Here is a 23821-nt window from a genome sequence, read left to right on the forward strand (position 1 = left end):
AATGGAGATCTTAGTACGTATAAACGAAGGAAGGAGATGAGCAAATGAAACAATTAACTAGACCTGTAATCGGGATTACCAGTTCGACGGTTAACCACAATAACATTCCGAGCATTAACCTACACGAGAGGTATATTCGCTCGGTGATCCAAGCAGGGGGGATCCCTGCTGTCATTCCAACAGGTACAGAAGAAGGGATGGCAGAAGTGTGGTGTTCCATCTGTAGTGGAATTATTTTAAGCAGTGGGGAAGATGTTGATCCGAATTCTTACCAAGCAGAACCCTATCCAAAGATACAAAAAACCAATGGAAAGCGTGATAAGTTAGAAATTGAACTAGTGAAGAATGCACAGAAACAGACCAAACCGATCTTGGCTCTTTGCAGAGGCATTACCATGTTAAATGCTGCCTTAGGAGGAACGGTTCTACAAGACATTGAAACGAATAATTCTAATGCAATCAATCATTATCAACAGGCGGCGAGACCTGAACCTACGCATGAAATTCAGATTGATAATCAGAGTCGGTTATATCAAATTTTCAATCGTTCAAATATTCGAGTTAACAGTATGCATCACCAGGCCATTGACCAACTTGCCCCTAATCTTAAACCAGTAGCTTTCGCTCCAGATGGTATAATTGAAGCCGTCGAGGGAGTTAACGGAACCTCACTGTTGTGGGGAATTCAATGGCATCCTGAAGAAATGGCTAGTGAAGATCCAAGTATGGTGCAACTATTTAAAGAGTTTGTAACTGAGTGTACAAATAAGTAGTTTATTGCTAACGGAAATACTTAAGTTTTTGAGGATGTGATGATGATGGAATTAGAAAAGGTTACCTATGTGTGGTATGCAAGTTATGGTTCTAATTTAAATAGAGACCGATTTTTATGTTACATAAAAGGAGGTAAACCTGAGGGCTCTGAAAAAGTGGAAATAGGCTGTGAAGACCCAACCCTTCCTATTGAAGAAGCAACCTATATTATGCATTATCCTTTATATTTTGCAATGGAATCTGACCGTTGGCAACAACAAGGTGTAGGATTTATAGGGTTAAAACGGGATAATAAGCACCTTACTTATAGTAGAAAGTATTTAATAACCGTAGAGCAATTTATGGATGTCATTAAACAAGAAAATAACGGTGCTGCATTGGATATCGACTTACATGAAATTATGGATCAGGGGTATAAGACAATAAAAGATTCATGGTATGGAACGATTTTATACTTAGGTGATGAGGGTGGGTATCCCGTCCTAACTTTTACAGCTGATTGGGATTTAGACGTCCCATTTAATCAACCGTCGAAAGAGTATCTAGGTATGATTATTCACGGTTTAAAATCGACATTAGGGCTGGAAAATAAGGAAATTATCGATTATCTCGATTCAAAACCAGGAATAGCTGGTTATTATGGAAAGAACGATATTGAACAGTTAATTCAATAAAAAGCAGACACACGGTTCAGGATGGCTGGGTCTGAAGGGGCGACCCGCAGATGCAAATGTACTTTTATCAAAAACATTTCTATTTTGGAAGGAACAATGGCGGTTTCCAATAAAAGCAGTGTTAAACAATTATGACCTCATAGAGTGAAGAGGACTCTTTCTAACCAAAATGGTTCTCTTAAAAAGTTTTCTCTGTACATAAAACGCAAGAAACGAGCCATACCAACATGCTATATCATCTTAATTCTTGGTTGAGAACGCCTTCACGTACGGGACGTCCTTTTCTTATTCGATCTTTAAGGTGTGACGTGGTCATAACCATTCTTATGGAACTTTACACCAGTTTCCGAAAGGGATGTAACTCCTGTTATATGGGAATTGAAACAACTGAAAATGATAGCCATGTTTCCCTCCTGTTAGAGAATAAATCTGTTATGGGTTATCTCTCTCTTTTCCTCTATCTGTTCTGTGGTATCGGGAACTAATGTCGTCTCTGTTGATTCACCTAATACTTCCGGTTCCCTTATTAATAAACACGCTTCAAAAAGTTGCTTATAGAAATTAAGGACTTGAATTCAGTATAATCAATTCGTCTAACTTATGAAAAACACCAACTCTTTAAGAATTTTTATTGTGCAGAATAGGTAAAGAAGATATTGGAAATAATAAAGGAAGAATAAAATTTCAAGTGAGGTGAGTAAGATGAATTTAAAGAAATTAATGTTAGGTTCGTTTATAGCAATCCTTTCCACTGGATTATTAGTCGGTTGTGGCAATGCTAATGATGAAGAGAAGCCTAACCCAACTGAAGAACCTACTGAACAAAACTATCAAGGTGGAAACAATGATGAACAAGAGCCAGATCCAACCGAGGAGCCTTCTGAACAGCAAGATGCAAATGATGAACAAGAGCCAGATATGACCGAAGAGCCTTCTGAACAACAAGATCAAGGGGAAAACGAGTTAGAAGAAGAACAGAATGGTAATAATTAATGATTTGAATGAAAAAGGATGGTTCTTGAACGAAAAACCATCCTTTTTTCATTGAACTACATTTATTATTGTAGATCATTTTGAGGAATCGTTTCAATTAGTAATCCCTATACTCTAATGGTTAAATGGTTAAATAGATTTCGTCCTTCTCTTCCTTTTTATTCAAGGTGTTCAATTAGAATAGACCTTGCAAAAAAACAAAATTCTGTAATATCAAGCTGAGAATTTCAGTGGTAAAAGGCATATTTATTTCAGAGCTAATTGTCGTAATAAGTTACTACCCGAAAAGTTTATTGTTATATAACCGAAAAACGGGGCTGTCCCAAAAGTCTTAAAATAGACTTTTGGGACAGTGCTGTTTGTTATTGCTTATTTAATGGCTCACAAACCTTTGCAAGCTGTTTACTTCAATATGTACCTACAAGCCGATCTTCCAAAAGACTACTGCTTCTCATTAACTTCTCATTTGCTTCTAACGTTCTTCTAATTTTTAGTTGGTATATTCAAGTCAAGAAAATTATTCCAAGGAGAGGATTAAGATGAGAGTCGTTATGGTACCGTCGGGGTTTAAAGAATGTTTAGATGCGAGAGAAGTGGCTACAGCAATGGGAAAGGGGCACGACGCTTTGATGAGTCCATTGATGTAGAGGTTTTACCCATGATTGATGGTGGGGAAGGATTTGTAAATGCCATCCTTGACATTAAAGGTGGAGATTTGATTCACAAAGAAGTGACAGGGCCTGTGGGAAATAAAACCATAAGTTATTTTGGGGTTTTTGATGAGAAGGGTGAACGGACAGCTGTGATTGAAATGGCAGCTGTTGCTGGATTAAAATTAGTCCCCCTTGATCAAAGGAATCCGCTAAAGACCACTTCCTACGGTGTAGGAGAGCTGATTTCCTGTGCGCTCGACTTAGAAGTTGATAAAATTCTTATTGGCTGCGGTGATTCTGGGATATCTGACGGGGGTGCAGGAATGGCACAAGCATTAGGGATTCAATTTCTTGATAAGGACCGTCAAATGTTGACCGTTAAAGGAGGAGAGGATCTGTTAGAGATTGATTATATTGATACGAGCAATCTTGATAAGCGTTTAAGCCATATTCCGGTTGATGTAGCATGTAATTGGAAGAATGTTTTATGCGGAGAAAAAGGTGTTGCTCGTGTATTTGGTCCTCAAAAAGGAGCTACCTCGGAACAAGTCGAACAATTGTCATCTGCTTTAGAGCATTATGCTTTGTTAATTCAAGGGGCAGTGGGGATAGACGTTAGATCCCTACCAGGAAGTGGTGCCTCGGGCGGATTAGGTGCAGGTTTACTCGCCTTTGCAGGGGCAACCTTACATTCTAGGTTTGATATTATTAGGAATTTTATTAACATTGAACAAGCCATCGCATCTTCAGATGTTGTTATTACTGCGGAAGGGAGCTTGGATTCCCAAACCCCAAACGGGAAAATTCCCGCGGAGGTCGCCAGAATTGCTCTAAAATATGACGTGCCTGTCATCATTATTGCGGGGGCAATTGGTGATGGAGCAAACTTGAATTACCGTGCAGGTATTGATGCTTATTCAAGCATCACCCAAAGGCCCATATCATTAAAAGAGGCACTGGAGAAAGCCCCATATTGGATTGAAGAAAGCACCGAAGCTGTATTAAGAAAAATTGCCATCGGCTTACAAGTTGCGAAAAGAGAAGAGGCTTCCGATGAGAGAAGGATTGGTCGGCTATACCAGAAACAATAAATGGATCCATAAATTGATAGATATATTTTCTAGAAAGTCGTCCCTAATGATAAGTGTACACATTCTATTTTTCCTGTTTGTTATGGTTATTGACGATCTAGACTATCAGGCCAAAGTTTCTTTAGTAGCCTTCTTATCAGCAATGATGTTTTGGATTACAACTAAAATACCCGCTGGATTTGTGGCAGTGACAGTCATTGTAGTTATTGTCTTACTGGGGGCAGCGGATGCTGAATTATTATATCAATCTTTGGCTCAAGAGGTAGTGTGGTTAATGATCGGTGCTTTTGTCATGGGGGAAGCAGTTAGACAATCAGGGTTGGCAGAACGATTCAGCCGTTACTTATTGAATAAATCTGACCAAAAAAGCAACATGCTTTTTCTACTAACGAACGCTTTATTCGTATCTGCATTTTTTATCCCATCTACTTCGGGAAGGGCAGCCTTATCGATGCCGATTATTAAACAATTAAGCGAAAGACTTCATTCTAGCGAAGAGCGAGGTGTTTTGGCATTGGTCGCACCTGTAATCATATTAATGAGCACATCAGCAACATTAATAGGTGCAGGGTCGCATTTAATTGGAATAAGTTTACTTGAAAGTGCTACCGATCAATCTATTTCTTATATTCAGTGGTTGATATGGGGACTGCCTTTTACCATTATGATAACTCTGATGACATACTTTATAACGAAATGGATACTGTGGCCAAGAAATACAGTCAAAGAAGTCAAAAGCATACCAACGGAAGTTACAAGCTCAAGAAAACAACCGATGAATGTAGGTGAAAAAAGGACGTTCATCTTAATTTCCCTGATGATGCTTGCATGGATGTCCCATGGGATTCATGGTTACGATATAGGGTTCATCACCATGGTGGGCGGATTGCTTTTTATGATTCCGAAATATGGAGTGATCAGTTGGAAACAAGGAATGAAAGCAGTCTCTTGGCCATTGGTTCTATTTGTCGCTGCAGCTACAGCTCTCGGAAAAGTTTTAGTTGATACGGGGGTAGTGGGGTGGATTGAAGGAGAAATGTTAAATGTACTTCACTTGTTCATAAGCGCCCCAGAATGGATTATTGTATGTATGATCTTGTTGGTTGCAGTTACAAGTCATTTATACATTCACTCTCATACAACACGTGCCATTATTTTTGTTCCAAGCTTAATCCTATTTAGTGAATCAATAGGGCTTGATTCTTCAACTGTTGTATTCTTAAGTTTAATTGGAATGAATTATTGTGTTACATTTCCTGTTAGTTCGAAAGCATTGCTCATTTTTTATGAAGAAGGTGAACTTTCATTTGATCCCAGAAAGCTATTTAAAATTAGTGCAATTCTAATGCCGCTATATATACTAGTTATGCTACTATTCTATTTTACTTATTGGCAGTGGACTGGGATGAACATATAAATTGTACATGTCTTTGTCAAAGACAAGCGGCTGAGAGATATTAATGATTGGGAAGACGATGATGATTGAATAACAATTTGAAATGCGAAGTGATTCTTGATTTATTTGTGATGTAGACGGGGGGGGGAGGGGATAGTAATGTCCCTGACCTACCCGAAAAAGCTGGAGATAACTTCAACGCGTACCTATTAGTGATTTCCGTTTTCCTCGCTCTGTCAGACAAAAATATTTTTGCATTAGATAAAAAGATTTCCACGAAACAAGGTTAATTTTCATCACCAAGGGAGGTAAAAGCTCATGGAACAGCAATTTTTTGAAGAACCAAATACATTTGTAGGTCATGTTGAATTGAAAGTTCAACAATTAGAACGATCTGTTCAATTTTATAAAGATACCATCGGTTTTCAAATCTTGGAACAATCAGAAAGACGGGCAGTACTGTCGGCAGATGGAAAAACGTCTTTGTTAATCATTGAACAACCTGAGGATGTGAAACCAATAGAAGCAAATACATCAGGTCTATATCATTTTGCGATTTTATTGCCTAATCGTTTGGAGTTGGCGAAGGTGCTAAAACACTTTGCTAATCACAACCAACAATTAGGAGCATCAGACCATCTAGTCAGTGAAGCCCTTTATTTGAACGATCCCGATGGAAATGGAATTGAGGTTTATTCAGATCGACCATCCTCCACATGGAATTGGCAAAACAATGAAGTAGTCATGATAGTAGATCCCTTAGATGCCCAAGATATTCTTGGCGAGCTTGAGGGCGAGAGTTGGGGAGGCCTTCCAGTTGGAACAGTGATGGGGCACATTCATTTACATGTATCAGAATTACAAAAAACAGAAGAATTTTATAACAAGTTAGGCTTTGATGTAATAAGTCGACTCGGTCAGCAGGCTCTCTTCATGTCTACTGGCAATTACCATCATCATATAGGGTTAAATACATGGGCCGGGGTTGGTGCTCCCGCGCCGTCAAAGAAAAGTGTTGGTTTGACTTCGTTTTCCCTTGTATTTCCAAGTGAAAAGGCTAGAGGAAGAGCAGTCGAACAAGTACAGGGTTTAGGATATGAAGTTCTAAAAGAGGATGGTACTTTTATTACGAAAGACCCCTCCGAAAATTCCATTAAGTTATCAGTTTAATAAAGGGGGGCTTCTGAAATTTAAGCGTTGGAAATCCAGCTGCTTGTGTCTGGCTAACAAGCTTAGTAGCTATAACGTCACGTTGAAAGCCTGGGAAGTCATTCTTTCAGGAGCTTTATCTTCCGCTATCGAGATTGGTAAAGGTGATCGAATTAAAGCATCTTTTACTCACTTAGGTGAGTTAGAATTCAAAGTTGAATAATAATTTTGTCTATTATTAAAAGAAAAACAAGGGAAGAGCAGCCTTTTTGGCCTGTCGTGTCGTATAAATTAAGGCTTCCCTTTCTTCATTATAAGTTGGAAACTCCTGAATTAATTCAGGGGATGGTATTATTTACAGCCGGATTAAGCATGATTGCCATTATGACCGGTGTTATTATAGGAATCTCATATGAAATGGAAGCGGAAATGGGTGTGGCGGGTGTAATGGCGATCGTACTTGCTGTATAATGGTGCAACTCCAGCTTTAATCACTGGAATTGTATTGTATTTTGCTATTCAACGTACAGGTGACCGTAGAAAAGAAGAATTGATAGAGGCAAAAAAGTGGGTTGATATGATTCTTTCATAATTAAAAAGTTAGTTGATTGCATTATGTACTTAGCTTTATTTGGGCCTTTTAGCAGAATGCGTTAGTTACTAAAGAAAGATATGGAAACTAAACACCATTAAACAAATATAACATTTATGTAGTTTCATAAGGCGTTTCCGTTCAAGTTAAAATCTTATCGGTAGCGTCTTTTTATTTTTAGCTTTCCAGAGGCGTTAAGTATATTGCAAATTATTTCGCCCTGATAAATTAATAGGCTAATGATTGAATTTTCTAAATAGTTGATATATAGTTAAAACTAGTTAGGATGACCTAAGTAAAATAGTTTTTTGAGTAAAAATACCAACTGGTCAGTACATAACGCGGAAAGAGTAGATTGGATGGAAAAGAATGCTATTCAGTAGTCACCATTAAGGGATAGAAGGGCGGTAAACTTCATTTAAAAATGTAAGCGTTGTCAATAACGATTGGGATAAGTGAACTTTCTTTAAACGGTTACTCAAATTTAGAAATTCCCTCTTAAAATTTATTGGATGTGACAGTGCTGATAGCTAGTTGAGACAAACTTAACCTAATAGGCATTTTCACTAGGTGAGTTGTGTTACTAAGGCAGTGTTACTTCTAACCTCAAGACAAGCTTCGTATTTATTATAGAAGGAGACGTTTCCAGTTGGCAGTAAAGAACTAACATTTTATTTCAAGGAGGAGATTTAGATGGAACAAGTATGGAAGAGTCACTATCCGGAAAATATTCAGACAGAAGTAGAAATTCCTAATGTGCCACTTATCGACATTCTGGAGCAGTCGGCCAAGCAGTTTCCAAAGAACCCGGCCTTATCCTTTTATGGAAATGAGACCAGTTATGAAGAGTTAACCCTGCAGGCAGCTGCTTTTGCTTCCTCCTTACAAAACGAAGGGGTCATGAAAGGCGATCGTGTAGCGATTATGCTGCCAAACTGTCCACATTATGTGGTCAGTTATTATGGTGTGTTGAAGGCAGGGGCTGTCGTTACTCAAGTGAATCCGATGCTTGTCGATCGTGAGCTTGAACATATTTTATCAGACTCTGGGGCGGAAACGATCGTTATTTATGCTCCGCTTTTACCTGTACTTGAGAAGGTAAAAAGTACTACTTCAGTCAATAATGTGGTTGTTGTACAGTTTAATGGAGAATATGAACAAACAAAAGGTGAAACCGAGTTCACAGACTTTTTGAAAAGGTCTCCAGGACCTCCGTCATCCGTGTCGATCGATCCAAGTGAAGATCTTGCAGTATTGCAATATACCGGGGGTACAACTGGACGATCAAAAGGAGCGATGCTCACACATCGGAATGTTGTGGCAAATGTTGTCCAGACGAATGAATATTTCAAAGATGAAGTTGATATGGGAAAAGAGCGTTATTTAACGGTAATCCCTCTTTTCCATGTATTTGGTATGACCTCTTGCATGAACCTTTCGATATACACAGGCTCAAAGAATATTATGCTTCCCCGCTTCGAATTGGAGGAAGTCCTTGAAACGATCAAAAAGGAGCAGCCAACCTTTTTCCCGGGAGTGCCGACGATGTATGTCGCGATAACGAACCATCCACGAGCAAAGGAGTATGGAATTGATAGCATACGAGTTTGCAACAGTGGGAGTGCTCCGATGCCACAGGAGTTGATGCGTAACTTTGAAGCAAAAACGGGAGCCAGGGTCTTTGAAGGCTATGGGTTATCGGAGAGTTCTCCTGTCACACATTGCAATCCTTTGTTTGCTGAGCGAAAGCCGGGAAGTGTTGGCATTGGTGTTCCGTCAACGGAATATAAGATTGTTGATGTCGAAAGTGGGATCGAAGAAGTGCCAGTAGGAGAAAAGGGTGAAGTCATAATCCGAGGTCCTCAGGTTATGAAAGGCTACTGGAATATGCCTGAAGAAACTGAAAATACACTTCGCGACGGCTGGCTCTACACAGGGGACATTGCTCGAGTCGATGATGAAGGTTATTTGTACATCATTGATCGAAAAAAAGATCTGATCATTGCGGGTGGTTTTAACATCTATCCACGAGATGTTGAAGAGGTAATCTATGAGCACGAAGCTGTCCAAGAGGCTGTGGTTGTTGGTGTACCAGATGTATATCGAGGGGAAACAGTTCGTGCTGTCATCGTGTTAAAAGAAGGAAAGTCAGCAACTGAGGAAGAACTTATTGCGTACTGTCGTCAAAACATGGCTGCCTATAAGGTGCCGCGAGAACTCGAATTTCGAAATGAACTGCCAAAAACAAATGTCGGTAAAATTTTAAGAAGATCAATCAGGGAGGAAGTAACTAAAAAAGCTTAAGAGATGCATTTAGTTGATGAAGGAACAGACATCAAGCCCGGTATCATTAAGTTGGCTTCTAGCAAAGGGAAAATTACTGAATATGAAAAAATGTTTTTCCGAACGGCAGTAAGAGCGAAAAAAGGAACAGGTATTGTCCCCTTCTAACCCATACTCAGGAAGGAACCATGGGACCAGAACAAGATTCTTTTTGATTGAAGAAGGCGCTGATCCATTGAAAATCGTAATTGGGAATATGTGTGGAGCCACGGACATCAATCAACATCTCCTGACGTTAAATCAAGGTGTCTACATTGCATTGGATCGATTTGGTTTACAAGGCAGTGTAGGCGCACCATGAACGAAGCGAGAATGACAGTATTGATGGGGCTTCTGGGACAAGGTTATGACAAACGAATCTTCCTTTCCCCATGACACGGTAAATGTTTGGTGGGGGAGAGAGACCCAGTTATGCCAGAAGCTGTCCAACATCTTCTTCAAAATTGGAAGCCTGATCATATTTTCCAGCGTATCGTTCTTGATATAAAGAAGCGCGGGGTAACGGACGCCCAAGTTCTGCAAATGTTCGAACAAAATCGAGCTGCACTTTTTTCCTCATGACCTTAAGAAGGAGTCCCGTGAAGGGGCTCCTTTTAATCCGGGATGGTCTAGAGTTTTAAATAGGCTCACTCTCAGTTTTTTAGATTTGAAAAATCATATTAACCCCCATGATAATGACCAAAGCAGAAAGCAATCGAGTAATGGTGACGCCTTTCACCTTTTTCGACAGTATAGCTCCGGTCTGGGCACCTGCAAGTACCCCTATACCGCTCCAGGCAACGATAGACCAATGCACTGCTCCAGTCGCAATGGAAGGAAGTAGACCTACTAGTGAATACAAAGCAAGTGAAAAGATAGAGGTAGCCGTGGCAGTTTTTATAGAAAAACCTAACCCATAAGTTAAGATTGGTACCAAGAGCCATCCGCCTCCAATTCCGAAAAAAGAAGAAACAATACCAAGACCACTTCCGATTCCAAGTAGCTTCCATAAGTTTAAAATATGATCACTGTTTTGCTTATCTTGTGGTAACGATCGGTTTTCTTCTGAGTTTGTTGGTTGATTATTTACTTGGGAAGGCTTTTTCAAACTCAGGAATAAGCCTAGCCCTATAAGGAGAACGGCGAATAAACTATAAAATACTGCATCTGGACTATACTTTACCAATTCCCCGCCGATAAACGTTCCCGGAAAAGCTCCAACTGCCAGCAGTAGTCCTGTTCGAAGTAAAACTCTTCGTTGTTTGAAAAATATAGGCAAACCGGCTACTGCATTTATAAATACAATGGCCAGACCTGTGGCAGCAGCAGATTCTGGTGAGATATTATAGAATGTTACTAATACTGGTACAAACAAGAACCCGCCGCCCGCACCTATGATGGTTCCATACGTACTTGCTACGAATCCTAAAAAAATCAGTGCTAGGATAATCAATTTTTTCTCCTCAACTTCCTAATTTATAGTACAAAGATGAATGACTTGATAAGTTATAGAAGTAAGTTGCAAATAAAAAAGACTGCCGCAAGAACAGAGGTATTCTGTATGCCTTTCTGCAGCAGTCTTAAAATAGGGATTAGTTAAACCAGTTAATCGGCTCTGGTTTTGTGTTTTGGAAAATGTGTTTTACTTCTGTATACTCCTCAAGTCCCGATTTACCTAATTCACGACCGATTCCTGATTGTTTGTAGCCGCCCCAGGGTGCTTGAGCGAAGTAAGGGTGGAAGTCGTTAATCCATACAGTGCCCATCCGAAGTTCAGCAGCCACTTGATTAGCTTTAAGCGTATCTTCCGTCCATATACCGCCAGCTAAACCATAGATGGAATCATTGGCTAACTTGATCGCTTCTTCTTTCGTAGTAAAACGCTCGACCGTTAACACGGGGCCGAATACCTCTTCCTGGACAATTCTCATATCTGTTGTACAGTCTGTGAATAGAGTCGGCTCATAAAAGAAACCGTTTTGTAATTCAGACGAATCAGGGCGTTTTCCGCCAGCACGTAATGTAGCACCTTCCTGCTTCCCTAGCTCTACATAGCCTTCCACTTTGCCGCGATGTTCGGCTGAAATCATGGGCCAGATTGTGTTGTCTCGTCAAATCCATTGCCGAGCTTGATGTTGTTCACACGTTCAACCAACTGGGAGACGAATTGATCATGGATTTTATCTTCCAAAATCAGTCGAGCCCCAGCGGAGCATACTTGACCTGCATGGAAATAAGCGGCATTAAGTGCTTGATCCAGTGCTGTTTCCATATCAGCATCGGCAAAAACAATATTCGGATTTTTGCCACCCAGCTCTAAGGCGATGTTTTTCATGGTGTCGGCCGCAGATTTCATGATTTTTTTACCAGTGTGAATACCGCCCGTAAAGGAGATAAGATCTACCTGATCGTTATCGGCTAATTCCTGTCCAACCGTTTCTCCAGCGCCTAACACTAGATTAAACACACCATTTGGTACCCCGGCTTCTTCTATTAACTCGGTTACTTTTACAGTAGTAAGTGGAGTGATTTCACTAGGCTTGATTACTACGGTATTACCAGCTGCCAGGGCAGGGGCAATCTTCCAGGAAGCTTGCAACAACGGATAATTCCATGGGGTGATTTGGGCGCATACGCCTACGGGTTCACGAACAACCTTGCTCGCAGAATCAGTGATAGGGGAGTCAATGATTTCTCCGCCATCCTTGTCAGCAAGACCTGCATAATAACGAAAGACTTCAGCGATATCATCCATATCTGCACGACTTTCTACTATTGTTTTTCCAGTATCCAGTGTCTCTAGTTCTGCTAGTTCCTCTTTATCGCGTTCAATTAGAAAAGCGACTTTCGATAGTAGCTTTCCACGCTCCGAGGCAGGAGTGTGTCGCCAATCTCCGTTGTCAAAAGCAACTCGGGCGGCCTGGATCGCTTCTCGGACGATGCTTTGATCACCTTCAGTTGCTTTAGTGATAACTTCTTGGTTAAAAGGGTTAATAATATCACGGGTTTGTTCCGACTGTGGTTGGATCCATTCCCCGTTTATAAACATCTTTTGTCTATTCATGAGACATCCTCCTACTATAATAGATCTCCGTTCTCTTAAAAAAGGCTGGTACTATGCATGGGTTGGACACGAGATTTAGGATCGATATAGGATTTGGCATAATTAATAGCTATCGGACCCTCTCCGAATCCTGAGGCAATAAGGTTTACCTTCCCTTCGTGGGTGGTGATATCCCCGGCGGCATAAATCCCTTTTATATTTGTTTCCATTTTAGGATTCACTACGATAGATTTCTTTTGCAGTTCTATTCCCCAATCCTGAATCGGTCCGAGGTTTGACTTAAACCCGTGACTGACAATAAGTGAATCAATATCCAACGTTTTTTCTTCTGTATTTTTCTTGTCCGAAATTGTTACTTGTTTCAACTCCCCATCCTTGCCTGAGAGAGAATGAATAACATAAGGAGTAAGCAAGTTAATAGAGGAAGCTTGTAATTGTTCTACACTTTGTTCGTGGGCACGGAACTTGTCACGGCGATGAACCAATGTAACTTCTTCGGCCACAGATTCCAGGGTTAATGCCCAGTCAACAGCAGAATCTCCTCCACCCGAAATCAAGACCTTTTTATTCCGAAAGGCTTCGATATCACTAACACTGTAATACAGGTGGGAACCTTCGTAATCTACAGCATTGTCAATAGGCAGTCGCTGTGGTTGAAACGCTCCGACTCCGCCAGTAATGATCACTGTCTTGGAAAAATAAACACCACTCGTTGTTGTTACCTGGAATAATTGTTCGTCCAACTTTTCCACATGTGACACAGATGTATCCAAGGATACGTGCGGGTCAAAAGCTAGTGCTTGTTCCTCAAGTTGTTGAACGAGTGTCTTGGCTTTTACTTTGGGGAATCCGGCAACGTCATAAATATATTTTTCCGGATACAATGCTGTGAGCTGACCACCCAGTTCCGGCAGACTTTCAATTAAGTGAATATCCATGCCACGCATCCCGCCATAGAAAGCCGAAAACAAGCCGGCTGGGCCTCCTCCGATAATAATCGTGTCATGGATGTGTTGTTCTTGTTGCACAAAATCACCTCATTTATTTATAAACGATGACATAATCATCTTCTATTTTGACTGGAAAGCTTGGTAGTTTGTGTTTTGGATTGGCTAGCATTCGGCCGTCGTCTTTGACATTAAACTCACGTCCATGCCAAGGGCAGCGGAGAATTTCTCCATCTTGACAAAAGGTGTATTCTCCTGGGTTATCCGATTGCGGAGCGCCGCAAAGTTTTCCTTTGGACAAGGGCCCTCCCTGGTGGATACATTTATTTGTAAATGCGTAAAATTCCCCATCTGGAGTCTTACAAACGACGACAGAAATGCGACCAAGTTCAGTTTCTCGCAATTCTCCTGGCTGCATATCATTTACGTGACAAACCGTTTGTTGCTTCATTTTTGTTCCTCCTGCTACTTTAATTTTGGATAGAATGCTCTTGCATTCTCAGAAAATATCTTTTTCTTGAGATCGGGATCCAGGCTCGGTAGTGAACGATGCGGCGAATCAAAATCCCAATGGGGGTAGTCCGTGGCAAAGCAAATCATTTCATCTGATCCCATCTGATCAATAACGGATAGGAAATCCTTTTTATTTAATTCTTCTGATGGTTGGGTGCAAAAACGAACGTGTTCTTTCATAATTTCGCTAGGTTTTCTCTTGATCCAGGGCACTTCATGGCGAAGGTCGTTGTACTGTTGATCGAGTTTCCACATCAAGTGAGGAACAAAGGTAAATCCGCCTTCAATCATCATTAGTTTAAGATTTGGGAACTTCTCAAATACACCGTTAAAAATCATGTTCGTCACCTGCATCATGTGTGAAGTAGGCAGGAGGCTGTGCCACTCTATAAAGTATCTTGGCCATTTACCAAAGTAAACGGGAGGCTCATTATGGTGCATGCCGATCATCAAATCGTGTTTTTGGGCAGCCTCATAGATAGGGTGATAGTAAGGATCGCCCCACATCTTATCATCGATAGGCAATAGGATTTGAACCATCTTTGGATGTGATCCAACCCTTTCTATTTCACGAATAGCTCCATCACGGTCCTCCGCATTAATATGGACAGAACCGTAAAGCCGCTCGTCTTTTTCCAACCAGTTCTCTATTTGCCAGTCATTGTAGGCTGAAGCTAGTGCCGTTGCCATCTCATACCATCCGTGCATGGATGAAGGTGATGGATCAAGAGCCCCGGTTAGAATGCCGTATTCATGACCAATGTCATCAAGCAGTTGTTCCTGCATGAAAGGTAGATCGGATCCGGCCGGTCTGCCATCTGGTACGACAGCATCAGCGCGGTTAACCCCTGCTACAGACGGCTGTGTATAGGGCATATGTTTTTCCTGTATCCAATTCGCATCCTCGATATATCTTCTATATGGATTTTCTAAATACTTGAATAAATCTTTGTAAGTTACACTTTCGTGGATATCAACGTCAATAATTCTCTTTTTAGATGATGGATTGTTGTTGTTCACACTAAAACCTCCCGTTTGTTTTTTTATCGTATCTAGCACTATAGCAATATCTTTATTTAAGCCCAAACCCCAAAAAAGGCTGTGAGTAACACTCAGTGAGCTCAGTAACGCTCAGTGAACGTCAGTAACGCTCAGTAATGCATTTTCATTTTTATCAAGATCCCAATACCGTGTCTGTAACCTGGATTACCCTGTATTTCCTGCAAAGGATGTTGTGGCGACTAGTCCAAAAGTAGAACAACTGTCGAAGCATAGGTATAATTAGCAGAAAGACCTCCGATTGAGCATAACTTTCGCTTGATCATAATCAATGATCAAGCGAAAGTTCCTATTACTTACCCGGTTGGCAAAAGTGTGAAAAGTGAGATTAAAGAACACTTGGTCCGTTTGGCACGTCTATTAATGTGTGCTAGTATATTAAACATTCGACAAAAAACACGATATATGAGAGGTGATTCGGTGAAGAATGTAACAATAGTATTTTGGAATGCCCTCGCCATTTGTACGGCGGTGGTTATCTGGGGTGTCATTGCACCAGATCAACTAGAGTCTGTAACGGCAAAGGTAACTTCATATATTTCCACAACATTCGGCTGGTATTATTTGTTGATTATCATGTTAATGCTTGCCTTTTGTATTTATTTGATTTTTTCTCGGTTTGGCAATATTAAATTAGGAAAAGAAGACGATCAGCCAGCCTTTAGTTTGCTTTCCTGGTTTGCCATGCTCTTCAGTGCTGGGATGGGGATAGGATTAGTTTTTTGGACGACTGCTGAACCGATTTCCCATGCATTCAAAAACACCCCTGGGGCAGAAGCTGGATCTGATCAAGCCATAAAAGAAGCACTTCAGTACTCCTTTTTTCACTGGGGTGTCCATGCATGGGCCGTTTATGGAATTGTGGCTCTAGTGCTGGCGTACTTCAAGTTTCATAGGGGGCGCCGGGATTAGTAAGTGCAACACTTGAGCCTTTGTTTGGGGAAAAAAGCATGCGTGGTGCACCAGGAAAAGTAATTGATACCCTGGCTGTTTTTGCTACAGTAGTAGGTGTGGCTTCCACGCTAGGTTTTGGATCAGCTCAGATTAATGGCGGACTATCATTTTTATTCAATATCCCCGTTAACTTTGGTGTTCAATTGTTAATACTTGTCCTTTCTACCGTTCTATTTATTGGTTCAGCCTGGACAGGTATAGGCAAAGGAATCAAGTATTTAAGTAACATTAATATGGGTCTAGCCTTTATCTTATTGCTTCTCCTTTTAATAGTAGGGCCGACGTTATACATATTAAATATGTTTACGAGCACGCTAGGCGGATATATTACTAACTTCTTTGAGATGAGCTTTCACCTAGCCCCGTTAAATCAAGAAGGTCGAACGTGGATTAATAACTGGACCATCTTTTATTGGGCATGGTGGGTTTCCTGGGCACCTTTTGTGGGAATCTTTATTGCAAGAATCTCCAAAGGGCGTACAGTGAAAGAATTCATGCTTGGCGTATTGATTGTTCCATCGCTATTATGCTTTGTCTTTTTTGCCGTGTTTGGTGTCTCTGGGCTTTATCTCGAGCAGAACGGTATTGCGGCCATTTCTGAATTTCCTTTAGCAACAGCAACCTTTGGAATGCTTCAGAATTATCCAATCGGTGAGCTCATGTCATTTATAACCATTCTGGTCATAGCGATATTTTTCATAACATCAGCTGATTCAGCAACCTTTGTTTTGGGAATGTTGAGTACCTCGGGGTCTTTGAATCCATCTAATTCTGTTAAAATGGTTTGGGGTGTATCACAATCGGCCATGGCGGCTATTATTGTGTACTTTGGGGAACCCAAGGGCTGCAAAATGTTCTGATCGTCGCAGCGTTGCCTTTCTCTGTTGTCATTCTATTAATGGGACTCTCCTTCTATAAAGTTGCAAGAAAAGAAATGAAACCAAAGCGTGAGAAAAGAAAAAAGCCAACTTTGCGAAAGGAAGCGTAAAAGATTCAAGAGGATGATCTTTTAACCGTTAAAGAGGTTTTACACTACTCCATTCACCATAAAAAAAATAATTCAAACAGGCAGGACGCTCCCGTTTAAGGGGGCGTCCTTTTCCTTAGTTACATATGTATCATAAATTCATCCTAACTTGTTCCAGCAATGTTGCCATGCCTAAATTAGCTTTTATCATCATATTTATGTGTGTAAGAAGAAGGAATCACACTTTAATAAAGGAGGAGAATTTTTTTGAATAGCTGTGAAGGCTTTTGGAGTTGTATTTCACCTGATGCTTGGGTCACAAGCGGTGGAACGTTGGTAGGTGCATTTTTAGGTGCATTTATAGCGGGAATGATTACATTAACTGCTAATAAAAAGATGATTAGTGGACAGGAGAAACTCAGAAAAAGAGATAAAGATGACTATTTTAGAATTATTGCCCAGCAATTCATTGATCAGTTTGAGTTAGTAGATTCTATGATTCAAATGGTAATTGAAACAGGGTTTGAAGAGAAAAGTACGAAAGAGGTCGGAATTTCTATATCAGAAAAGGTGAAAAATATCGATGCTGCAGTGGATATTAGAAGCATGAATCCTGCTGATTATAAGCTCATTCATAAATTATTAGAAGGACATAGGTATATTTCATATGAGTTAATCTATTTGTCGCATGAAAGCCCTCCAAATGTAGAAGTAGTAAATATCATTCGCAATGAGCTGAGCGATACGTTGACACAATTAAAGAATCGGACTATGAAAGAAAGCTAGTTTCTCTCCCAAACTAAACTCATAAATAAAATAAACCCACCGAGAAGTGAAGTACTCGGTGGGTTTGGTAGCGTAGCCGCAATTGAATTATTTACCAATGAACATTTGAGTCCAATAGTTTCCTTGTTCAGCATATCCTACGCCAATGTGAGTGAAAGAAGGATTCATGATATTTTCACGGTGTCCTTGACTGTTCATCCACCCCTGGACAACTTGCTCGGGAGTAGTTTGTCCCATAGCGATATTTTCGCCAGCAGTCTTATAGTCGATTCCGTATTGTTTCATCATATCAAACGGAGATCCGTAAGTCGGGCTTGTGTGTGAGAAGTAATCATTTTGCTGCATATCAAGTGACTTGTCTTTTGCTACTTTGCTTAATTCAACGTCCAATTCTAGTGGTGCTAATCCTTCTTGAGCACGTTCAGCATTTGTTAACTCTACTACCTTTTTGGCAAAAGCTGATACACTAGAGTTTTCAGCTGATTGTTGCTTGTTTTCCTGAGCTTGTGCTGGTTGTTCCGTTTTCGGTGGTGCCTCAGCTTGTGCTGGCTGTTCTACAGATTCAGTTGGCTGTTGCTCAGCTTTTGCCGGTGCATCTGACTTTTCCGGCTGTTGGTCAGCTTTAGCAGATTCATTTGATTTTTCTGGCTGTGCTTCAGCCTTTTGAGGTGCTTCTTGATCTGAAGATTGCTCACCCTGAGCTGGTTGTTGCATTCCAATTTGTTTTAAAATGGATTGAACATTTCCTTTTTGTACCTCTCCATTTTCTACGTGCCAACCAGTCACGCAATCTATATTAACGTCCTTCTGATCTGCTGTTGATGCCTCAGTATTAGTTGGAGCAAATAACAGCGATGCGGCTACGGCTCCAGACAGTATAAATGACATACCCTTCATTTTTCTAATTCCTCCTTGTAATGTTTTGTCTTTTTCGACTCCTTCATACTACCATTCTATTTTTGTAATATAAGAGGATAAATATGGGTTTTCCTGCTAGATTATTGTTGAAAAGCTTCAGGCGCATCAGTCTAAGCGAGAAAGTATCAGTTAACCATTGGTGATAAGCCGTTTACCTTTTTATTCCTATACAGTTAGTGTATTGATGGATTGGAAGATAAATAAACTCGGAGAAAAATATTAACAATGCATAAGTCTTGACAGGTGTTTAATTCACATTGCTTCTTTACTAATGTTACGTCTATGTTACAAATATGACTATTTATGACGTGAGAATTTTTAGGGTCATATATAAATAGCGTTGTTTTCTCTTTAACAGATAATATAAAAGGAGATGATCCACTTTGGAGGATATTCCATCAATTGTTCGAAGGAAATTTAAAGCTGGTTATGGTTAATTCTGAATGAACATTCGTTTACATAACTTTCAGAAATTTATCGTTGAATGTTGGAAAAGGTTCATGTACAATAAGAAACAATTACGTGTAGTTAGATCGATCTAAAAGGTAGATCGATCTAACGAATATAGGGAGGGGATTTCATGAAAAGAGTAACGCTTGGTCTATTGTTGGCGGCCATGGCAGTAATTTGTTCTGCGTGTTCCATAGGTGCTTTGGGAGCCTCAGGTGAAGATGTTAAAACTATGAGACTAGCTGTAGTCACTTCCGAAGATCGATCTTTAACGCAAGGATTATATAAATTTCAAGAAATTGTTGAAGAAAAAACGAGTGGGAAAATCAATGTTGAAGTCTATGCGAATGGGGTTTTAGGGGGGACAGAGAAGTATTGGAAGGTCTCCAACTTAATACGATCCAAGGAACTACAATTTCAACAGGCCCAATAGCCCAATTTGCACCACGCTTTCAAATATTTGATTTGCCTTTTTTATTTCCTGATAAAGAAAGCGCTTACGATGTTCTTGATGGGCCTGTTGGGGATGAGTTGTTAAAAGATTTACCCAAACAAAATTTAATAGGCTTATCCTACATGGAGAATGGATTTAGACAACTTACTAATAATGTGGAGGAAATTGACAGTGTAAAAGATATTGAAGGTTTAGATATAAGGACGCTTCAAAATGAGCTTCATATGGATATATGGTCAGAGTTAGGTGCAAATCCTACACCTATTAGTTACACAGAACTGTATCTGGCTCTGGAGCAAGGAACTGTAGATGGACAGGAGAATCCAGTTGGAAATGTTGTAACCGCTAACTTCTATGAGGTTCAACAATACTTAACTAAAACGAACCATGTATATAATGCGAGTGTATTTATGGTCAGCAAGCCATTTTGGGAATCCCTGACTGAAAAACAAAGAGAGATTATGGCAGAGGCTGCTATTCAAGCTCGGGATTATCAACGAGAACTTAATCAGAAAGAAAGTGAAGAAGCTTATGATTTCTTAAGAGAAAAAGGAATGACGATTACAGAATTAACTGAAGAGCAAAGACAGGAAATGATTGAGGCAGTCCAGCCAGTTTATGAAAAATATAAACCGGTAGTTGGAGAGGATCTACTAAATAAAGTATTAAATAAGGTTCAATAGCGCTTCCAAATTATAAAAGATCCATGTTCAGATTTTGAAAGTCTCAAGTTGAAAGGAAGGGCAATCTTATGAAAGTAATTAAATGGTTAGATAGACATTTTGAAGAATTTTTCCTCGTTTTCTTTTCCGTGATCATGGTTACGGCTATATCCTTGCAAATCTTTATGAGGTTATTTGGGGAGTCGTTAGGGTGGTCAGAGGAATTAGGAAGGTACTGCTTCATATGGCTTGTTTACATAGGGATTAGCTATGGAGTGAAAAAACAACGGCATATAAAGGTCGATGTCATGCTTTTATTACTTAAAGACAAAGGTAAAGTTGTCCTGACAATGATCGCAAATGTTATATTTTTGACCTTTGCTATTTTCGTCGTTATTTATGGGTTTGAAATTGCTTATAAAATATTGGATTGGGGACAGACATCACCCGGATTAAATCTTCCCATGGGGATTGTTTACTTAGCAACACCTGTAGGAATGGGACTGACTGCCATTAGAATCATTCAACAGTTAGCCAAGCAATATGCCTTTCTTACAGGTAAGGATGGCAAGGAAGAGGAACCATTGGCTAACGGAAGCAGTAGAGCTAACGTTCTTACACATGAACAGGACATGACAGGGGGAGGTAGAACATGACAGCTGCATTGTTATTTGGTGGCTTTACAGTTTTGTTACTAATTAGTGTCCCAATAGGTATTGCATTAGGGGTTGCTTCATTACTCACCCTTATTTATACTAATACGCTTCCGGTTGAATATATCGCACAAACCTTAATCACTTCAGTCGATTCCTTTCCAATTATGGCTGTTCCTTTCTTTATCTTAGCTGCTGAAATTATGGGGAAGGGTGGGATATCCAACCGTCTTTTTACCTTAGCCAACACATTGGTTGGTAATAAAACGGGCGGCTTTGCCATGGCAACCATTGTTACGTGCATGTTTTTTGCTGCTATCTCAGGGTCGGGTCCGGCTACAGTTGCAGCGATAGGAGGAATTATGATCCCTTCGATGGTTAAAATGGGGTATGATAAAAAGTTTGCTACTGCATTAGTTGCAGCTGCTGGTTCTTTAGGAGTTATCATCCCACCAAGTATCCCTATGGTTATATATGGAGTTGTTGGAGGAGCTTCTGTAGGCGATTTATTCGTTGCAGGCATTATACCAGGCTGTTTAGTTGCCGCAGGATTAATGGTTTATTCCTATTATTATTCTAAGAAGATGGGTTATCGTGGAACAGGTGAGAAGTTTACGTTTAAGCGGTTTTATGATGCCGCTTGGGATGCTAAATGGGCGCTGTTAATTCCTATTATTATTATCGGGGGAATATATGGAGGTATATTTACACCTACCGAAGCAGCAGCGGTTGCCGTAGTATATGGGTTAATTGCAGGTTTGCTTTTATACAGGGAACTTAATATAAAAGATTTACCGAAAGTTTTTGCCGACTCTGCCTTAACGACAGCTACAGTTTTGATTATAGTTGGGGCTGCCACAGTATTTGGCAGACTATTAACAGTTGAGCAAATCCCTACTAAGGTAGCCAATGCTATGCTTTCCATTTCAGAAAGCCCAATCATCATTATTATGCTAATTAGTTTGCTTCTACTCATTGTCGGTTGTTTTATGGATACATTGGCAGCCATCATCATTTTAACTCCGATTCTTTTGCCAATAGCTACAGAAATAGGATATGATCCTGTTCATTTTGGAATTATTATGGTTGCCAACCTGGCTATTGGGTTTATAACACCTCCTCTAGGTGTGAATTTATTTGTTGGTTCTGGGATCTCTGGATTATCGATAGAGTCTCTTTCTAAAGCAATCGTTCCTTTCTTTGTAGCAATGATCGTTACGCTTTTGCTAATTATATTTATTCCTCAGATTTCCTTAATGTTTTTAAAATAGATATTAACTATAATTTAATGGAGGACTTAATATGAAAGAGAGCAATCAAGAGATTATTGTCAACATAAGTGAAGAGCAAACCATTATTGAACTGAGTGATAGACTCCAACCCTATAAGTCCGAAATATTTCTTAAAAAAATATATCAAGGAAGTATTTATGAGATTAATTTAAAAAGTTTCCTAGGTTTGATTACACTTAAAATAAAGAATGGAGACAAAATTTGGGTTCGTGCAGCAGGTACAGACTGTAAAGAGGCATTGCAATCAGTAGTTGAATATTTAACATAACCGAATACTTATCAGAGGAACTTCACCCCAATATGAAAGAGGCCGCAAATTGACAGTATAAATCAATGACCATATAATCAAATAAATAGATATTTTTACTAATTTGTTTTTTGAGGTGAAGAATTTGAGTCAGAAAAAAGCTCGCGTTACTTTAAAACAGGTGGCGGAACATGCTGGAGTATCTCGAGCGACCGCTTCTCTTATCGTACGTAACAGTCCAAGCATTTCAGAGCCTACCCGGGAAAAAGTATTGGCCTCTATGGAGGAATTAGGATATGTTTATGACCGTGTCGCGGCGAATTTGAGAGGGCAGAGTTCAACCACAGTAGGATTGATTATTACTGATATCGCTAACCCTTTTTTTAATGAATTGTTAGTAGGCGTCCATAATAGATTGGAAGAAGATGGCTATACAGTTATCCTAGGAACTACGTTTGATATGGAAAATAAACAACAGAAACTTATTTCTACTATGATGGAACATAGGGTAGGCGGAATCATTCTTTGCCCAGTATCTGATAGTTCATCGATAAATGTGGAAGAGCTGCAAAGATGGAACCTCCCTATCGTTACCGCTGTTAGAGAAATAGAGGGGCTCGCTTGTGATTATGTAGGTATTAATTATGCAGAAGGTGCCCAAATGGCAGTAGAGCACCTCATTAATAAGGGTCACCAAAGAATTGCGTTTGTCGGTGGAAATTCAGAGTCCTCTGCATGGCAAAATCGGAAGAAAGGTTATATGCTTGCACATAAGAAAGCGGAAATAGAGGTAGATGAGTCACTGATTGTAGAGAGTTCTGCTGAAAGATCAGGCGGGGTGGAATCGATCGAGCGTGTATTGGAAGAATCAGATCCGCCTAGTGCAGTTTTCTGCTTCAATGACTTAGTTGCTTTCGGTGTAATAGAGGGATTACGCAGGGCTGGTTATCAGCCTGGTAAGGATGTGGCAGTAGTAGGATTTGATAATGTAGAAGAATCAGCAACACTATCCTATCCGTCATTAACGACCATTTCCTCTCATGCAAAAGTTATCGGCAGTAAAGCGGCTGATTTACTGCATCAGCGAATAAATAATAACGAGGTAGAGCAGCAGCGCATTATCCTACACCCGGATTTGGTTATAAGAGAATCCTCCTAATTTATATGATTAATAGATACCAAAAAGCAGATGACCCTCCAAGTGAGAGTCA

The 23821-nt window shown here is 40.0% G+C and carries 21 protein-coding genes and 3 pseudogenes; 18 read left to right on the plus strand and 6 right to left on the minus strand.

Features of this window, described 5'->3' with window-relative positions; all coding sequences use genetic code 11:
- Positions 1-44 precede the first annotated feature (44 nt).
- The 11 genes from MUO14_RS15855 (at position 45) to MUO14_RS15895 (ending at position 10226) form a co-directional block, all read left to right on the plus strand.
- Positions 45-773, plus strand: a complete 729-nt coding sequence (locus tag MUO14_RS15855; RefSeq protein ID WP_244751583.1) for a gamma-glutamyl-gamma-aminobutyrate hydrolase family protein — start codon at positions 45-47, stop codon at positions 771-773.
- A 45-nt stretch (positions 774-818) separates the two neighbouring features.
- Positions 819-1448 carry a hypothetical protein gene (locus MUO14_RS15860; protein WP_244751584.1) on the plus strand — a complete coding sequence of 210 codons (630 nt, stop codon included), beginning with the start codon at positions 819-821 and terminating at the stop codon, positions 1446-1448.
- 702 nt (positions 1449-2150) lie between these two features.
- Positions 2151-2441 (plus strand): hypothetical protein, encoded by a 291-nt coding sequence (locus tag MUO14_RS15865; RefSeq protein WP_244751585.1) that lies wholly within the window; start codon positions 2151-2153, stop codon positions 2439-2441.
- 574 nt (positions 2442-3015) lie between these two features.
- Positions 3016-4185, plus strand: coding sequence for a glycerate kinase family protein (locus MUO14_RS15870; RefSeq protein ID WP_318035975.1), 1170 nt, complete (start codon positions 3016-3018; stop codon positions 4183-4185).
- The gene (locus MUO14_RS15875; protein ID WP_244751586.1) at positions 4148-5602 is read left to right on the plus strand and encodes an SLC13 family permease; all 1455 of its coding nucleotides are present in this window, start codon (positions 4148-4150) and stop codon (positions 5600-5602) included. The genes MUO14_RS15870 and MUO14_RS15875 overlap by 38 nt, the downstream gene beginning before the upstream one ends.
- 297 nt (positions 5603-5899) lie before the next feature.
- Positions 5900-6751 (plus strand): VOC family protein, encoded by an 852-nt coding sequence (locus MUO14_RS15880; protein WP_244751587.1) that lies wholly within the window; start codon positions 5900-5902, stop codon positions 6749-6751.
- Positions 6752-6958: 207 nt separating this feature from the next.
- The gene (locus tag MUO14_RS15885) at positions 6959-7201 is read left to right on the plus strand and encodes a hypothetical protein (protein WP_244751588.1); all 243 of its coding nucleotides are present in this window, start codon (positions 6959-6961) and stop codon (positions 7199-7201) included.
- The gene (locus MUO14_RS24370) at positions 7191-7322 is read left to right on the plus strand and encodes a hypothetical protein (RefSeq protein WP_255822125.1); all 132 of its coding nucleotides are present in this window, start codon (positions 7191-7193) and stop codon (positions 7320-7322) included. Before MUO14_RS15885 ends, MUO14_RS24370 begins: the two co-directional genes overlap by 11 nt.
- A 693-nt stretch (positions 7323-8015) precedes the next feature.
- A complete protein-coding gene (locus MUO14_RS15890) occupies positions 8016-9626 on the plus strand; it encodes a long-chain-fatty-acid--CoA ligase (RefSeq protein WP_244751589.1) in 1611 nt (536 codons plus the stop codon).
- A gap of 214 nt (positions 9627-9840) precedes the next feature.
- Positions 9841-9966, plus strand: coding sequence for a hypothetical protein (locus MUO14_RS24375; RefSeq protein WP_255822126.1), 126 nt, complete (start codon positions 9841-9843; stop codon positions 9964-9966).
- A gap of 110 nt (positions 9967-10076) precedes the next feature.
- On the plus strand, positions 10077-10226 hold the full coding sequence (locus MUO14_RS15895) for a hypothetical protein (protein WP_244751590.1): 150 nt from the start codon (positions 10077-10079) through the stop codon (positions 10224-10226).
- Between the two features lie 79 nt (positions 10227-10305).
- Here the strand turns inward: MUO14_RS15895 and MUO14_RS15900 are convergent, their stop codons facing one another.
- The 5 genes and pseudogenes from MUO14_RS15900 to MUO14_RS15920 form a co-directional block, all read right to left on the minus strand.
- Complete coding sequence (locus MUO14_RS15900) at positions 10306-11097, minus strand: sulfite exporter TauE/SafE family protein (protein ID WP_244751591.1); 792 nt, start codon at positions 11095-11097, stop codon at positions 10306-10308.
- Positions 11098-11236: 139 nt separating this feature from the next.
- Positions 11237-12708, minus strand: a pseudogene (gene betB / locus MUO14_RS15905) (betaine-aldehyde dehydrogenase).
- A gap of 35 nt (positions 12709-12743) precedes the next feature.
- The gene (locus MUO14_RS15910) at positions 12744-13736 is read right to left on the minus strand and encodes an NAD(P)/FAD-dependent oxidoreductase (RefSeq protein ID WP_244751592.1); all 993 of its coding nucleotides are present in this window, start codon (positions 13734-13736) and stop codon (positions 12744-12746) included.
- 13 nt (positions 13737-13749) lie between these two features.
- On the minus strand, positions 13750-14106 hold the full coding sequence (locus tag MUO14_RS15915; RefSeq protein ID WP_244751593.1) for a Rieske (2Fe-2S) protein: 357 nt from the start codon (positions 14104-14106) through the stop codon (positions 13750-13752).
- 14 nt (positions 14107-14120) lie between these two features.
- Positions 14121-15188 (minus strand): amidohydrolase family protein, encoded by a 1068-nt coding sequence (locus tag MUO14_RS15920; RefSeq protein WP_244751594.1) that lies wholly within the window; start codon positions 15186-15188, stop codon positions 14121-14123.
- 459 nt (positions 15189-15647) lie between these two features.
- Between MUO14_RS15920 and MUO14_RS15925 the strand changes: the two are divergent.
- Together MUO14_RS15925 and MUO14_RS15930 are read left to right on the plus strand one after the other, a co-directional pair.
- Positions 15648-17169, plus strand: a pseudogene (locus MUO14_RS15925) (BCCT family transporter).
- Between the two features lie 246 nt (positions 17170-17415).
- Positions 17416-17934 (plus strand): hypothetical protein, encoded by a 519-nt coding sequence (locus MUO14_RS15930; RefSeq protein WP_244751595.1) that lies wholly within the window; start codon positions 17416-17418, stop codon positions 17932-17934.
- A gap of 87 nt (positions 17935-18021) precedes the next feature.
- On the opposite strand, the gene MUO14_RS15935 is transcribed toward MUO14_RS15930, so the two are convergent.
- Positions 18022-18831: a CAP domain-containing protein gene (locus MUO14_RS15935; protein ID WP_244751596.1), complete on the minus strand. Its 810-nt coding sequence runs from the start codon at positions 18829-18831 to the stop codon at positions 18022-18024.
- Positions 18832-19534: 703 nt separating this feature from the next.
- Here MUO14_RS15935 and MUO14_RS15940 point away from each other — a divergent pair.
- The 5 genes and pseudogenes from MUO14_RS15940 to MUO14_RS15960 all read left to right on the plus strand — a co-directional run bounded on the left by MUO14_RS15940 (position 19535) and on the right by MUO14_RS15960 (position 23769).
- Positions 19535-20439 (plus strand): annotated as a pseudogene (locus tag MUO14_RS15940) (TRAP transporter substrate-binding protein).
- A gap of 68 nt (positions 20440-20507) precedes the next feature.
- The gene (locus MUO14_RS15945; protein ID WP_244751597.1) at positions 20508-21074 is read left to right on the plus strand and encodes a TRAP transporter small permease; all 567 of its coding nucleotides are present in this window, start codon (positions 20508-20510) and stop codon (positions 21072-21074) included.
- On the plus strand, positions 21071-22342 hold the full coding sequence (locus MUO14_RS15950) for a TRAP transporter large permease (RefSeq protein ID WP_244751598.1): 1272 nt from the start codon (positions 21071-21073) through the stop codon (positions 22340-22342). Before MUO14_RS15945 ends, MUO14_RS15950 begins: the two co-directional genes overlap by 4 nt.
- A 31-nt stretch (positions 22343-22373) precedes the next feature.
- Positions 22374-22631 (plus strand): HPr family phosphocarrier protein, encoded by a 258-nt coding sequence (locus MUO14_RS15955; RefSeq protein WP_244751599.1) that lies wholly within the window; start codon positions 22374-22376, stop codon positions 22629-22631.
- Between the two features lie 124 nt (positions 22632-22755).
- Entirely contained in the window at positions 22756-23769 is a 1014-nt protein-coding gene (locus MUO14_RS15960) for a LacI family DNA-binding transcriptional regulator (protein WP_244751600.1), read from the plus strand.
- Positions 23770-23821 lie beyond the last annotated feature (52 nt).

The organism is Halobacillus shinanisalinarum (assembly GCF_022919835.1).
Classification (GTDB): Bacteria; Bacillota; Bacilli; order Bacillales; family Halobacillaceae; genus Halobacillus_A; species Halobacillus_A shinanisalinarum.